Annotated in this window: 6 protein-coding genes; 5 read left to right on the forward strand and 1 reads right to left on the reverse strand. The window is 73.8% G+C overall.

The features are described from left to right. Positions 1-29 precede the first annotated feature (29 nt). The 3 genes from Cch01nite_RS15485 to Cch01nite_RS15495 all read left to right on the forward strand — a co-directional run bounded on the left by Cch01nite_RS15485 (position 30) and on the right by Cch01nite_RS15495 (position 3,351). On the forward strand, positions 30-1,085 hold the full coding sequence (locus Cch01nite_RS15485; protein ID WP_203756985.1) for a substrate-binding domain-containing protein: 1,056 nt from the start codon (positions 30-32) through the stop codon (positions 1,083-1,085). A 104-nt stretch (positions 1,086-1,189) separates the two neighbouring features. Beyond that, the gene (locus tag Cch01nite_RS15490; protein WP_203757333.1) at positions 1,190-2,353 is read left to right on the forward strand and encodes a Gfo/Idh/MocA family protein; all 1,164 of its coding nucleotides are present in this window, start codon (positions 1,190-1,192) and stop codon (positions 2,351-2,353) included. Then, positions 2,350-3,351 (forward strand): sugar phosphate isomerase/epimerase family protein, encoded by a 1,002-nt coding sequence (locus Cch01nite_RS15495; RefSeq protein ID WP_203756987.1) that lies wholly within the window; start codon positions 2,350-2,352, stop codon positions 3,349-3,351. The genes Cch01nite_RS15490 and Cch01nite_RS15495 overlap by 4 nt, the downstream gene beginning before the upstream one ends. Positions 3,352-3,412: 61 nt before the next feature. Here the strand turns inward: Cch01nite_RS15495 and Cch01nite_RS15500 are convergent, their stop codons facing one another. Next, on the reverse strand, positions 3,413-4,690 hold the full coding sequence (locus Cch01nite_RS15500) for an FUSC family protein (RefSeq protein WP_203756988.1): 1,278 nt from the start codon (positions 4,688-4,690) through the stop codon (positions 3,413-3,415). A gap of 54 nt (positions 4,691-4,744) precedes the next feature. Between Cch01nite_RS15500 and Cch01nite_RS15505 the strand changes: the two genes are divergently transcribed. Then, the gene (locus Cch01nite_RS15505) at positions 4,745-5,239 is read left to right on the forward strand and encodes a MarR family transcriptional regulator (RefSeq protein ID WP_203756990.1); all 495 of its coding nucleotides are present in this window, start codon (positions 4,745-4,747) and stop codon (positions 5,237-5,239) included. A gap of 120 nt (positions 5,240-5,359) precedes the next feature. After that, positions 5,360-14,101, forward strand: a complete 8,742-nt coding sequence (locus Cch01nite_RS15510) for a DUF11 domain-containing protein (RefSeq protein WP_203756992.1) — start codon at positions 5,360-5,362, stop codon at positions 14,099-14,101. Positions 14,102-14,124 lie beyond the last annotated feature (23 nt).

Genomic DNA, 14,124 nt, shown 5'->3' on the forward strand with positions numbered 1-14,124 from the left:
CGCACGTCCATCGATCAAGGAGGATCGTCATGACTGCTGTGTCGCACACCCTGCGCCGGCGCCGCTGGGCGCTCGCCGGTACCGCCACCGCCCTCGCGCTCGTCGTCGCGGGCTGCACGTCCAACACCCCGGAGGACGAGGGCACGGCCCAGGCCCCGGCCGTCGCCGCGACCGGCAACGACGAGCCCGGCGACAAGGTGACCATCGGGTTCTCCGCCCCGGCCGCGGACCACGGCTGGATGGGTGCCATCACGAAGGCTGCCGTCGCCGAGGCGGCGAAGTACCCGGACCTCGAGCTCGTGCAGGCCGAGGCCACCAACGACGTGAACCTGCAGATCAGCCAGATCGAGCAGTTCATCAACGACGGCGTCGACGCGATCGTGCTGCTCCCGTTCGACGGCGCCGCGCTGACCGAGGTCGCCACCAAGGCCATGCAGGCCGGCATCGCGGTCGTCAACGTCGACCGCGAGTTCTCCGACCCGAACGCGGCCCGCACCACGGTGCTCGGCGACAACTACGGCATGGGCGTCAGCGCCGGCACGTTCATCTGCGAGCAGCTCGGCGGCAAGACCGACGCGAAGGTCGCCGAGATCGCCGGGATCGACTCGCTGCCGCTCACGCAGGACCGCAGCCGCGGGTTCAAGGACGCGCTCGCGGCGTGCGGGCTGACGGTGAGCAACCGCGTCGCAGCCGACTTCACCGTCCAGGGCGGCGAGGCCGCCGCGGCGAACCTGCTGCAGGCCGCGCCGAAGCTCGACGCCATCTGGAACCACGACGACGACCAGGGCGTCGGCGTCCTGGCGGCGATCGAGAACGCGGGCCGCGACGAGTTCTTCATGGTCGGCGGCGCCGGCTCGAAGAACGTCATGGACGCCATCAAGGCCGACAACACCGTGCTCAAGGCGACGGTCATCTACCCGTCGACGCAGGCCGCCGACGGCATCAAGCTCGCCCGGCTGCTCGTGCAGGGCAAGTCGATGAGCGACCTCGTCGAGGTCGAGGTGCCGCGCACGATCCAGCTCTACGCGCCGGTCGTCACCAAGGAGAACGTCGACCAGTACCTGCCGACGGCATTCGAGTCCTGACCGGCCGCACCACCCGGGCGGGCCGTGCTCCGCACACGGCCCGCCCGGGGTCCTCGAAGGAGCTGCTCGTGACCCTCGCACCGCAACCGCGCCTCGGCGTAGGGATGGTCGGCTACGCCTTCATGGGCGTGGCGCACTCCCAGGCCTGGCGCACGGCCCCCCGGTTCTTCGACCTGCCGCTGACCCCGGACCTGACGGTCGTCGCCGGCCGGAACGCCGACGCCGTCCGCGCCGCCGCCGACCGGCTGGGCTGGCGCGACGTCGAGACGGACTGGAAGGCGCTCGTCGCACGCGACGACGTCGACCTCGTCGACATCTGCACACCCGGCGACACGCACGCGGACATCGCCCTCGCGGCGCTCGCGGCGGGCAAGCACGTGCTGTGCGAGAAGCCGCTGGCCAACACGGTCGCGGAGGCGGAGGCGATGGTCGCCGCCGCGACCGGCGCCACAGGGCTTGCGATGGTCGGCTTCACCTACCGGCGGGTGCCGGCCGTGCAGCTCGCCCGGACGCTCGTCGAGCAGGGCCGCATCGGCACCGTCCGGCACGTGCGCGCGCAGTACCTGCAGGACTGGATCGCCGACCCGGCCGTGCCGCTGTCGTGGCGGCTCGACAAGCAGAAGGCGGGCTCGGGTGCGCTCGGCGACATCGGGGCGCACGTCGTCGACCTCGCGCAGTTCGTCACGGGCGAGACCCTGACCGGGGTGTCCGCGATGCTCGAGACGTTCGTGCGGGAGCGCCCCGTCGCGGACCAGTTCAGCGGGCTGTCCGGCACCGGGTCGACGAGCGGCGCGACGGGACCGGTCACGGTGGACGACGCGGCGGTCTTCCTGGCGCGGCTGTCCGGGGGAGGGCTCGCGACGTTCGAGGCCACCCGGTTCGCGTCGGGCCGCAAGAACGCGATCCGCCTGGAGGTCAACGGCTCCGCGGGGTCTCTGGCGTTCGACTTCGAGGACATGAACGTCCTGCACTACTTCGACGCGTCGCAGCCCGCGTGGGAGGCGGGCTTCCGGCGCATCGTCGTCACGGAGCCCGAGCACGCGTACGTCGGCGCGTGGTGGCCGCCCGGCCACGGGCTCGGGTACGAGCACGCGTTCACGCACCAGGTCGTCGACCTCGTCGACGCCCTCGCCGCGAACCGCCAGCCGACGCCGAGCTTCGCCGACGGCCTCCAGGTACAACGGGTGCTCGACGCCGTGGAGCGCTCGGCGGCGGACGAGAGCCGATGGACCCCACTGAACGAGCCGGCCGAAGGAGCTGCACGATGACCCGCCCCGTGACCCTGTTCACCGGCCAGTGGGCCGACCTGCCGTTCGAGGAGGTGGCCCGGCTCGCCGCCGGGTGGGGCTACGACGGCCTGGAGATCGCCTGCTGGGGCGACCACCTGGACCCGTGGCGGTGGGACGACGACGCGTACGTCGACTCCCGCCGCGAGATCCTCGACCGGCACGGCCTGCAGGTCTGGGCCATCTCGAACCACCTCAAGGGCCAGGCGGTCTGCGACGACCCGATCGACCAGCGGCACCGCGACATCCTGTCCGACCGCGTGTGGGGCGACGGCGACCCGGAGGGCGTCCGGCAGCGGGCCGCCGAGGAGATGAAGCACACCGCCCGCCTCGCGGCGAAGCTCGGCGTCAAGACGGTCGTCGGGTTCACCGGGTCGAGCATCTGGAAGTACGTCGCGATGTTCCCGCCCGTCTCCCAGGAGGCCGTCGACGCCGGGTACCAGGACTTCGCCGACCGGTGGAACCCGATCCTCGACGTGTTCGACGAGGTCGGCGTCCGGTTCGCCCACGAGGTGCACCCCAGCGAGATCGCCTACGACTACTGGACCTGCGTGCGGACCCTCGAGGCCATCGGTCACCGCGAGGCGTTCGGCCTGAACTGGGACCCCAGCCACTTCATCTGGCAGCAGCTCGACCCCGTCGACTTCATCCTCGAGTTCCGCGACCGGATCTACCACGTGGACTGCAAGGACGTGAAGCTCCGCCTCGGCAACGGCCGCAACGGCCGGCTCGGGTCGCACCTCGCGTGGGCGGACCTGCGCCGCGGGTGGGACTTCGTCTCGACCGGGCGGGGGGACGTGCCGTGGGAGGCGTCGTTCCGGGCGCTCAACTCCATCGGGTACGACGGGCCGATCTCCGTGGAGTGGGAGGACGCCGGGATGGACCGGCTGCTGGGGGCTCCCGAGGCGCTCGACTTCGTGCGGCGCAACGCGTTCGACCCGCCGACGGCGGCGTTCGACGCGGCGTTCAGCACGCGCTGACCCCGGGGCACGGGGAGGGGCGGCACCGGGACGGCGAGGGGCGTCCCGGTGCCGCCGTCGTTCACTGCGTGCGCGGGCGTTCCCGGTGCGGCAGGACGACGAGCGCGGCGAGCGCGACGACCGCGCCCAGGACGGTGTCGAGCGCCCGGGTCAGCGTGAGGTCGGTCGGCCCGGCCGGTCCGCCGAGCGACGTCATGAGCAGCGCCATCGGCGTGATCGTCAGCATCGCGAGGCCGTAGTGCCGCATCACGATGGTCTCGGTGACGAGCTGCAGCGCGACGACGAGCGCCGCGACCGCCCAGAAGTCGAGGTGCGCCGCGAGCAGCGGCCACGCGACGAGCGCGCCGACAGCCGTCCCGGCGGCCCGCTGGGCACCCCGGACGACGGCGTGCCCGGTCGACGAGCCCTGCAGCGTGGCCGTCGAGCCCATGACCGCCCACGCGCTGTGCGACCAGCCGAGCCCGTGCGCGGCACCACCCGCGACCAGTCCCGCGACGAGGAGGCGCAGCAGCCCGCGCGCGTCGAGGACCCGGGCGCCGTCCCGGACGTCGGTGACCAGCGAACGCCGGCCGGGCAGCGGCTCGTCCGGCACGCCGAGCCGTGCCGTGAGCGGTGCGAGCTCGGCGACGAGGGCAGCGGTGGCGACCCGCCCGCGCGGGTGCGACGCGTCGTCGCCGAGCACCTCGCGGGCCCGGCCGAGCGCGGCGAGCGCCCGGGCGTGCGCGGCGGGGGTGTCGTCCGCCTGCTCGACGGCGCGGACCGCGCGCCGGAGCGCGACCCGCGCGGGACCTGCGGGGTGCAGGACCCGGCCCGCGCAGCACACGAGCCAGGCGAGCGCCGCCCCGACGAGCGCGGCGAGCGCGCGCCGGCCGACGTCGCCGCCCGTCGGCGCCCCGGCGAGCCCGGCACCGACGCAGAAGACGGCGATCGTCGCGCCTGGCGCACCGGTCCGCAGCACGCCGCACAGCACCGCGGTCGCGGTCGCGACGGCTGCCGCGAGCAGCACGGTCACCGCGGCGGGCGCGGCGAGGACGGCGACGGCGGAGCTCAGGACGACGACGGCGACGAGCCACGCCCCGACGACGGCCAGGAGCGTGCCGCGCCACCGGTACGGCTCCCAGCGTCCGTAGAGGGACACCAGCGCAGCCAGGGCGGCGAACCCCGCGACGTCGCGGTGCCCGGCGAGCGCGCACACGGCGAGCGCGAGCGCGACGGCCAGGCCGCAGCGGACGGCGGCGGCGAGCGTCGAGTCGGCGGGCGTGGTGCGGAGTGCGGTGCGCAGGTGGGCGGGGTCGAGGACGTCGCGGGCGGCGGTGGCGTAAGGGGCGAAGGTCGTCATCACCGTTCATGATAGTTCACAAGTAAATTATCGGTGAAGGGTTACGCTCCTCACATGGACGCCGTCGACCGGGCCCGCGCGCAGTGGGCCGCCCAGCGCCCGGACGTCGACACCTCCGGGATGGCCGTCGTCGCACGCGTGCTCCGCCTCGCCGGGCTCGTCGGCCACGGGCACGAGGCCGGCCTCGCCCGCCACGACCTCACGACCGGTGAGTTCGAGGTCCTCGCCGCCCTGCGCCGCGCCGACGAGCCGCTGCGTGCCCGCGAGATCGCGACCCTGACGTCGAGCCCCGGCGCAACCCTGACCAAGCGCCTCGACCGGCTCCACGGCGCCGGGCTCGTCGAGCGCCGCACGCTCGAGCGCGATCGTCGCGGGGTCCTCGTCTCGCTGTCCGACGAGGGCCGCGCGGTGATCGACGCGGCGCTGCCCGAGCAGGCGGCCCGTGAGCGCGACCTGCTCGCCGACCTCACCGACGACGAGCGGACCCGCCTCGCGGACCTCCTGGCCCGCGTCCTGGAGACGGCGGAAGCGCGAGTCCTCCGGGGCTGAAGGCGTCGACGGTTCCGACGCCTGGAGCTCGTGGGAGGAACGCGCCGGAAGCGGCGTTCAGCACTCGCCGACCAGTTGCCCCGGGTCGCCGTCAGCCGGGCGGCCCGGCATCATGCCGACATGAGGGGGCAAGGGGAGCCTCATCGATCGGGGGGCGTCCGGTGGGTGCGCCGGACGGCGGTCGCCGCTGCGCTGGTGCTCGTCGGCATCGTCCTCGGACCGGTGCAGGCGGCCATGGCGGTGCCGGGGATCGAGCTCTCGAAGTCGGCCCCGGGCCAGGCGCTGGCGGGCGAGCCGATCACGTTCACCCTCACGCTGACGAACCCCGACACGAACCCCGACGCGGTGCCGGAGTTCAACGCGAGCTTCCGGGACACCCTCCCGCCGGGGCTGACGTACGTGCCGGGGTCGACGACGCCGTCCGGCGCGGGCGACCCGGTGATCGTGACGGACCCGGTGACGGGTGCGCAGACCCTGACCTGGGCGAACGTCGCCGACATGGAGGTCGGCGGCTCGGTCACGCTGACGTTCCAGGCGCAGCCCGACCCCGCGGTGTACCCGGTCGGTTCGGTGGTGCCGAACACCGCCGACGGGTACGCGAGCACGGACCCGTTCGTCGCGCCGCAGTTCGACGCCGACGGGGCGCTCGTGCCGGGCACGGCGACGGAGACGTCGTCCGACTCGTCGACCACGACGACGATCTCCGCGCTGGAGGTCACGAAGTCCGAGCCGAGCCCCGAGGGCGAGCTGCTGCGCGGGGTGCACGACGAGACGACCGTGTACACCCTGACCGTCCGAGGGTCCGACGCCGGGCCGACGACCGGCCTGGTCCTCACCGACCACCTCCCCGCCCAGCTCGAGTTCCTCGGGTGCGGGGGCGTCGACAGCTCGAGCGCCCCGGAGTACCCGGGGGCGCCCTCGCTCGCCGCGACGCCCGCCGTCGCCGACTGCCCGACGCCCGTCTCGGTGACGACCGTGGTGAACCCTCCGCCCGACGGCACCACCACGTACCCGGCAGGGACGTACACCCGCGTGCAGTGGGCCGTGCCGGACCTGCCGGCGGGCGGCACGTTCACCGTGCGGTACGCGGCGGGCGTCCCGCTGTTCGCGAACGCCGCGTGGCCCGCCGGCACCGACCCCGCGGGCCTCGGGCAGGTCGCGAACCTCGACAACAACACGGGCCCGTCCACCCGCGAGACGACGACCGAGCAGGCCGCGACCAACACGGCCCGCGTGACCGGCACCTACGGCGGACCGCTGGCGCCCGGCGCGGACCCGGCGACCGCCGACGACACCACGCACACCGTGCAGGTCGAGGACGTCCGGATGCGCAAGGCGGTGTCGCCGACGGTGTTCACGGCCGGCAGGATCGCCACGTACACGGTGACCGTCGACTCCAGCGAGTACGTGAGCGCGGACGACGTGGTGCTGCACGACGTCGTCCCGGACGGCCTGTGCCCGCTCGGCGCGCCGGGCACCAACTACGAGAGCGGCGGGATCGCGGAGTGCGACGGCGTCGCGCCGGGCCCGTCCACGCCGTACGCGTCCGTCGCGGAGCACGCGGACGGCACGTTCGACCTGACGTTCGCACCGCTGGCCCTGGGGATCGACGACACGGCCGTCGTCACGTACCAGGCGCGGATGCTCTCGACGTACCTCGGCGGGCCGCTGGGCGGCGACCCGACGGCCGTCGGCGACGCGTTCACGAACCACGTCGACCTGACCGCGACCACGACACCCGACCCGGCGACGGGCCAGACGGGGACCGAGCAGGTGCTCGACGACTCCTCGGCGACGCTGAGCTCGTCGGGCGCGCTCGTCGACAAGCTCGTCGCCCCACGCTCGCTGAGCGGCGGCACCTGCCCGACGTCGCTGGCGGACTACGGCGAACCCGGGGACCCCGGCCTCCCGGCCGCCGAGACGTCGTACCGCGAGGGCGACCTCGCCTGCTTCGCGCTGCGGGTCGACTTCTCCGACGAGACGCAGACCCGCAACCCGGTGGTCGCGGACTTCCTGCCGCCCGCGATGGAGTACGTGGACGGCTCCGCGGTGGAGGCCGACGAGGCGAGCGGCGCGCCGTTCACGGTGCAGGCCACCCCGTCGACGGTGATCTTCGACATCGGGACGGTCGTCGGCGACGCGCGGTTCGCCGCCGCCGGTGCCGTGTTCGCCGTCGTGCTGCAGGCGCGGGTCGTCGAGTCGGCACCTGGCACCACGGCAGAGGTGCAACCCAATCTGCTCAAGGGCACCGGCGACAACTCGGCCGGGCAGTCGCAGGCGTTCCGCGACGAGCTCGACGTGCTGATCGGCCCCATCGCGCCGCTGTCGCTCGTCAAGGGCGTCGAGAGCGTGGACCAGCCCCCGAACGGCCCGAACGGTGTGAACAGCGACGTGGACGGCGTGGACGTGCGGCTCGGCTCCACGGCGACGTTCCGGATCGACGTGACGCACGACGGCACCCCGGGAGCGGCCGACGGGTACGCCGTCGACGGCGTCGACGTGTGGGACGTGCTGCCGCCGCAGGTCCGCTGCGCGCAGGTCTCGGACGTGGTGCCGGACCCGCGGATCCCGGTGCCGGCGGTGGTCACGTGCACCGACCCGGGCGATGCGGGGCACCCGACGTTCGCGGGCGGGTCGACGCACAGCCTGCTGCGCGTCGACTACGTCGTGGACCAGGGCGGTGACCTCGCGGCGCAGAGCACGCTGCCCGGTCAGACGCTCACCACGCTCTACGACCTGACGATCCCGCCGCCCGCCCGCGTGGGGACCGTCTACGACAACACCGCCTACGTGCACAGCTACCAGGCGACGACGAACGTCGACGCGACGCCGACCACGTTCTACCCGCAGGACAACATCGACGCGGACGTCCCGGCCGCCGACCAGACGGCCCCGGCCGCGTCGGACCCGTCGGACGTCGTGGTGCCCTCGCCGGTGGCCGACAAGTCCGTCGCCACCGGGATCGACGAGACGAACAACGACGCACCGTCGCAGGCCACCCTCGGTGAGGAGCTGGCGTACCGCTACGGCGTCACCATCCCGGCGTCCACGTCCGTGTACGACGGCAGCCTCACCGACCGGCTGCCGGCGGGCATCGTGCAGGACGGCCCCGCGACCCTGCTGTTCCACCCGGACGCGGGCAACTCGGCGACGGCGCCCGTGCCCGCCGGGATCACCATCGACACGTCCACCGGCACGGTGACGTTCCCGGAGCTGTACACGAACGGCACGACGGTCGACCAGCGGTTCGAGGTGGTGCTGCCCGTCCGCGTGACGACGGCCGCGCTGCAGCCGACCCAGAACGCGCTCGACGCCACGAACACGGCCCGGTTCGACAGCCTGGAGTCGCCCGGCGGCTCGGCCCTGGCCCCGGCGACCGCGTCCGCGACGGTGAACCTGCGCCAGCCGCAGCCCCTGCTCGCCAAGACCAACGACCAGAGCACGCCGGTCCCGGGCGGCACGCTCGTCACCTACACGCTGACCGCCCGCAACGCGAACACCGACGGCTCGGCGACGAACAGGCCGCCGCTGCACGACACGTTCCTCGTCGACTGCGTGCCGGAGGGCATGACGTTCGACGCCTACGGCGCCGACCCCGGCCGGGCACCGGCACCGGGCGGCGCGGCCAACGGCTGCCCGACGGGCACGACGGCGCTGGTGTGGGCGCTCGACACCCTCGCACCCGGTGCGACCGTCGCGCGGACGTACACGGCGTTCCTGCCGCCCGACGCCGTCGGCGGCACCGCGTACACGAACACCGCGACGCTCTCGGGCTCCACGCTCGACGACGGCAAGGCCGGGCCGACCGACGAGGACAACCCGCTCGAGCGGTCGATGTCGGCCACCGCGTCCTCGACGGTCCGGATCGTCGGCGCCGAGATGCAGAAGTCCGTCACCCCGGACCGGGCGACGATCGGCGAGGAGGTCACCTGGACCATCTCGTACGTGCACCCGCCGAACACGGTGTTCTACGACGGCAGCGTGATCGACCAGCTCCCGGCCGGGATCGAGGGTGCCGAGATCACCTCGGTGTCGTGCGAGATCCTCACGACCCCGACCACCCCGTGCACGCTGAACGCGACCCCGCTCGCCGACGCACCGGGACCGGGCGGCTCGACGCTCGTCGGCTGGACGTTCGGGGACGAGCCGGCGCTCGACGACCCCCGGCTCATCACGGTGACGTTCCGCAGCACGATCGCGGACATCGGCTCGAACGTCGCGGGCGCGGGCGTGACCAACACCGTGGTCGCGAAGTGGAACGTCACGCCGGACGGCCCGAACGACGCACCGACCAGCGCGGGCGACGAGTTCGACCTCACCGGCCCGTCCGGCTCGGCGACGGTGACGGTGCTGGAGCCGAACCTGACCATCGACAAGACGGTCGACGACGTGACGCCCGGCCCGACCGACCGGTTCCGCTACACGCTCACGGTGACGAACGCGATGTCGCCGACGGCCAGCGCCGCGTACGACGGCGTCGTCACGGACGCGGTCCCGACCGGGGTCGTCGTCGACCCGACGTCGATCACGTTCGGCGGCGAGCTCACGGGCGCGGACCCGGTGACGGGCGGCGGCCTGATCACGTGGGACGCGACCGATCTGTCGAACGCCCTGCCGCCCGGCGCGAGCATCGTCCTGTCGTACGAGGCCGTGCTCGCGCCGTCGTCCGGCCTGACGTCGGCCCCGCTGACCAACACGGCGACCGTCGAGTCGTACCGGTCGCTGGACGACGCCGGCCGCGTCTACGCCGGGCCCGACGACCAGGCCGTGGTGAACCCGGCGTTCCCGCACCTGGAGACGACGAAGACGGCGCTGTCGCCGAGCCCGGCGTACATCGGCGAACCCTTCCGCTGGCAGGTGTCGGTCACCAACACGGGTGGCGCACCGGCGTTCGGCATCGACGTGGTCGACACCCTGCCGCCCGGCTGGACGTACGTCCCCGGCTCCACGCTCATCACGGGACCGCGCGGCGGGACGGCCCGCATCGACCCGGTCACGCTGCTCGGGCGGCTCACCTGGTCCGACCTCGGCACGCTGCAGCCCGGCCAGTCCGCGACGGTCGCGTTCGACGCGGTCCCGGGCGACTCGGTCGTGACGAACCCCGGCGTCGGCTCGGGCGTCGCGCACGTCAACACCGGCCAGACGTTCGGTGAGGACGCCACGCAGGCCACCGGCAACGCCGACGGGTCGTACGCCGGGCCGCCCAGCACGGCGCAGACGTTCGTCGACTCGGCCGACGTGCGGATCGCGAAGACCCACACCGACCCCGTCGTCGCGGGCTCGACGGCGACGTGGTCCGTGGTCGTGACGAACGACGGCGGCGACCCCGCGGTCGGTCCGTGGACCGTGACGGACACGCTGCCCACGGGCGTCGGGCTGGTCTCCGCCGGCGGCACCGGCTGGGCGTGCACGAGCACGACGACGACGGTGACCTGCGCCCGCACGACGGCGGCCGAGACCCTCGCGTCCGGCGCTTCGTTCCCGCCGATCACGGTCGTCACGTCGGTCCCGGCCACGACCCCGTCGGGCACGGTCCTCACGAACGCGGTCACGGTCGGCGACCGCACGTTCGACCCGGACCTGGCGAACAACACCACGACGGACGACGCAACCGTGACGGCGTCCGCGGACCTGGCGGTGTCGAAGGCGCACGCCGGGCGGCTCGTCGCGGGCCAGCGCGCCGTGTGGACGGTCGGCGTGGTCAACAACGGACCGTCCGACTCGATCGCGCCCCTCACCCTCACGGACACGCTGCCCGCGGGGACGACATTCGTGTCGGCCCTCGGCATCGGCTGGTCGTGCTCGGCGACCGGGCAGGTCGTGACGTGCACGCGCGGCACCACATTGGCCGCGGGTGCGTCGGCGCCGCAGATCGTCCTGACGGCGGACATCGCCTCCGACGTGACGGGCACGCTCACCAACACCGCGGTGGTCGCCGGGACCACGCCGGACCCGGTGCCGGGGAACAACACGGCCGTCGACCCGGGCCCGGTGGTCACGATCGCCGACCTGGCGATCCAGAAGTCCCACGTCGGCGACTTCCTGGCCGGCACGGTCGGCACCTACCACCTCGTCGTGACGAACTTCGGCCCGTCGGACGCGGCGGCGCCCGTGGAGATCACCGACACCCTGCCGACCGGCCTGTCGTACGTGAGCTCCACCGACGTGACCGGCACCTGGACGTGCGGCGCGGCCGGCCAGGTCGTCACGTGCACCCTCGCGGGCGGCCTCGCGGTCGACGACACCGTCGAGGTCGCGATCGACGTGCTCGTGGACCCGGACCTCGGCACGGGCGAGTTCACGAACACCGCGACGGTCGACTCCGCGACCGACGACCCGAACCTCGCGAACAACACCGACACCGACGACACGGCGTTCGACTCCGAGGCCGACCTGCTCGTCGAGAAGACGCACACGGGCGTGGCGGTCGCGGGGGAGCAGCTCACGTGGACGCTCCAGGTGAGCAACGCCGGCCCGTCGTCCACCCCCGGGGACGTCGTGGTGAGCGACACGCTGCCACCCGGGACGACGTTCGTGTCCGCGACCGGCGCGGGGTGGGACTGCGTCGAGTCCGCCGGGACGGTGACCTGCACGGACGCCGACGGCATCGCCGCGCTGACGGACGCCGCACCGATCACGCTCGTCGTCCGCGTGGCGTCGGACGCGGGACCGTCCGTGATCCTCAACCACGTCTCGGTGGACGGGCCGCTCGTCGACCCGGTGCCCGCCAACAACACGGACGTCGACCTGGTCGTCGTCACCGACCAGGCCGACGTCGGCGTGCAGAAGGCCGTCGTCGGGTCCACCACGGTCGACGCGGGCGCGCGCGTGACGTACGAGATCACCGTGTCGAACGCGGGCCCGTCGGACGCCGACACCGTGGTCCTCACGGACGTGGTCCCGGCCGGCATGAGCCCGCTCACGGCGAGCGGACCCGCGGGCGACGGCTGGACGTGCACGGTCGCGGGCGCGACGGTGACCTGCCACCGCCCGACGTTCCCGGCACCTGCGGCCGGCGACCCGCCGACGACGAGCGTGATCACGGTCGTCGTCTTCGTGGCGACGGGCGTGCCGCCGGGCACCACGCTGACCAACACGGCCACGGTCTCGACCGCGACGCCGGGCGACGACCCCGCCGACAACACCGCGACGGCGACGGTGACGGTCCGGGCGGACGCGGACCTCCGCGTGACGAAGTCGCACGGGCCCGACGACGACCTGCTCGAGGCCGGCACGCAGATGACGTACACCGTCGACGTCGCGAACCTCGGCCCGTCGGACGCGGCGGCGCCCGTCACCGTCGTCGACACGCTGCCGCCGGGGATGACGTTCGTGTCGTCGTCCGGCCCCTGGCAGTGCACCGGCACGACGACCGTCACGTGCGTGCTCGACGGCAGCGGGCCGCTCGTCGCGCTCACGTCCGCGCCGCCGCTGGGCCTGACGGTCGCGCTCGACCCCGACGCGCCCGTCGGGACGCTGACCAACACGGCCGACGTGTCCTCGCCGACCCCGGACCCCGACACGTCGAACAACACGGCGACGGACGACGTCGTGGTCGTGCGGCTCGCCGACCTCGACGTCCGCAAGACGCACGAGGGCCGGGCGCGGATCGGCGACCAGGTGCCCTTCACCATCACCGTGTCGAACCTCGGCCCGTCGTCGGCCGCGAACGTCGGCGTCGTCGACACCCTGCCCGTCGGCCTCACGTTCGTGTCGGCGTCCGGGACCGGCTGGGACTGCCGGGGGCTGCTCCTCGTCGTGAGCTGCACCCGGTCCGACCCGACCGAGCTGCTCGCGCCGGGCGCCTCCGAGCCCGACATCACGGTCGTCGTGCTCGTCGGCCCCCGGGCGTTCTCGTCGGTCGAGAACGTGGTCACGGTCAGCACGACGACGCCCGACGGCGACCGCGGCGCCAAGGAGTGGGTCGACGACCTCGACATCCCGCCGCAGGTCGACCTGGAGATCGTCAAGACGCACGACCAGCCGTTCCTGGTCGGCGAGGACGCCGTCTGGACCCTCACGGTGACGAACCACGGCCCGACGGACGACCCCGTGCCGGTCGTCGTCCGCGACGTGCTGCCTGCGGGCGTCACCTACGTGTCCGCGTCGGGCGACGGCGTCCTGTGCGCCGCGAACGGCCAGACGGTCACGTGCACGCGGCTCGGCGGCCTCGGGCTCGACGAGACGCTGACCATCACGCTCGTGGTGCACGTCGAGGCGGCGGCCTACCCCGAGGTGGTCAACACCGCGACCGTCTCGACCCTCGCGGAGGACACGGACCCGGCGAACGACTCCTCGACCGACCCCGCCGAGATCCCGCCGGTGTCGCTGCTCGCGATCCGCAAGGACCTCGTCTCGCAGGTCGGCGCCGACGGCACGTTCCAGATCGTCGTGACCAACACCGGCCCGCAGGCGACGACGACCCCGGTCGTGGTCACGGACACCGTGCCCGAGGGGCTCACGGTGACCGGCGTGGAGTCCGCGCCCGCCGTGCCCGGCGGCCCCACCTGGTCGTGCGGCACGATCGGCGCGACGGTGACCTGCACGTACGCCTCCACGCTGGCGGTCGGGGCCCAGGCCCCGCCGATCCTCGTGCACACCGACTCCTCCGGCGTCGCACCGGGCACGTCCGTGCGCAACGTCGCGACGGCGTCCGGCGGCCAGCCGCCCGAGCTCTGCCCGGAGTGCGTCCCTGTCACCGACGACGCCGTGCTGGCCGTCCCCGCCGCCGCCGCGGGCGGGCTGAGCGCCACGGGTGCGGCGGCCGTCGCCGACCTGGCGCTGCTCGCGCTCGCCCTGCTGGTCCTCGGCTCGGCGCTGACGGTCGCCCGGCAGCGGTGGCACCGGCCGGACCTGCGCTGACGCATCCTCTGCAGCCCCGGTCG

The sequence above is a fragment of the Cellulomonas chitinilytica genome, from assembly GCF_016862675.1.
Lineage (GTDB): Bacteria > Actinomycetota > Actinomycetes > Actinomycetales > Cellulomonadaceae > Cellulomonas > Cellulomonas chitinilytica.

Coding starts and splice junctions, on each gene's coding strand:
- Cch01nite_RS15485 (WP_203756985.1), top strand. CDS start 30: ATGACTGCTGTGTCGCACACCCTGCGCCGGCGCCGCTGGGCGCTCGCC.
- Cch01nite_RS15490 (WP_203757333.1), top strand. CDS start 1,190: ATGGTCGGCTACGCCTTCATGGGCGTGGCGCACTCCCAGGCCTGGCGC.
- Cch01nite_RS15495 (WP_203756987.1), top strand. CDS start 2,350: ATGACCCGCCCCGTGACCCTGTTCACCGGCCAGTGGGCCGACCTGCCG.
- Cch01nite_RS15500 (WP_203756988.1), bottom strand. CDS start 4,690: ATGACGACCTTCGCCCCTTACGCCACCGCCGCCCGCGACGTCCTCGAC.
- Cch01nite_RS15505 (WP_203756990.1), top strand. CDS start 4,745: ATGGACGCCGTCGACCGGGCCCGCGCGCAGTGGGCCGCCCAGCGCCCG.
- Cch01nite_RS15510 (WP_203756992.1), top strand. CDS start 5,360: ATGAGGGGGCAAGGGGAGCCTCATCGATCGGGGGGCGTCCGGTGGGTG.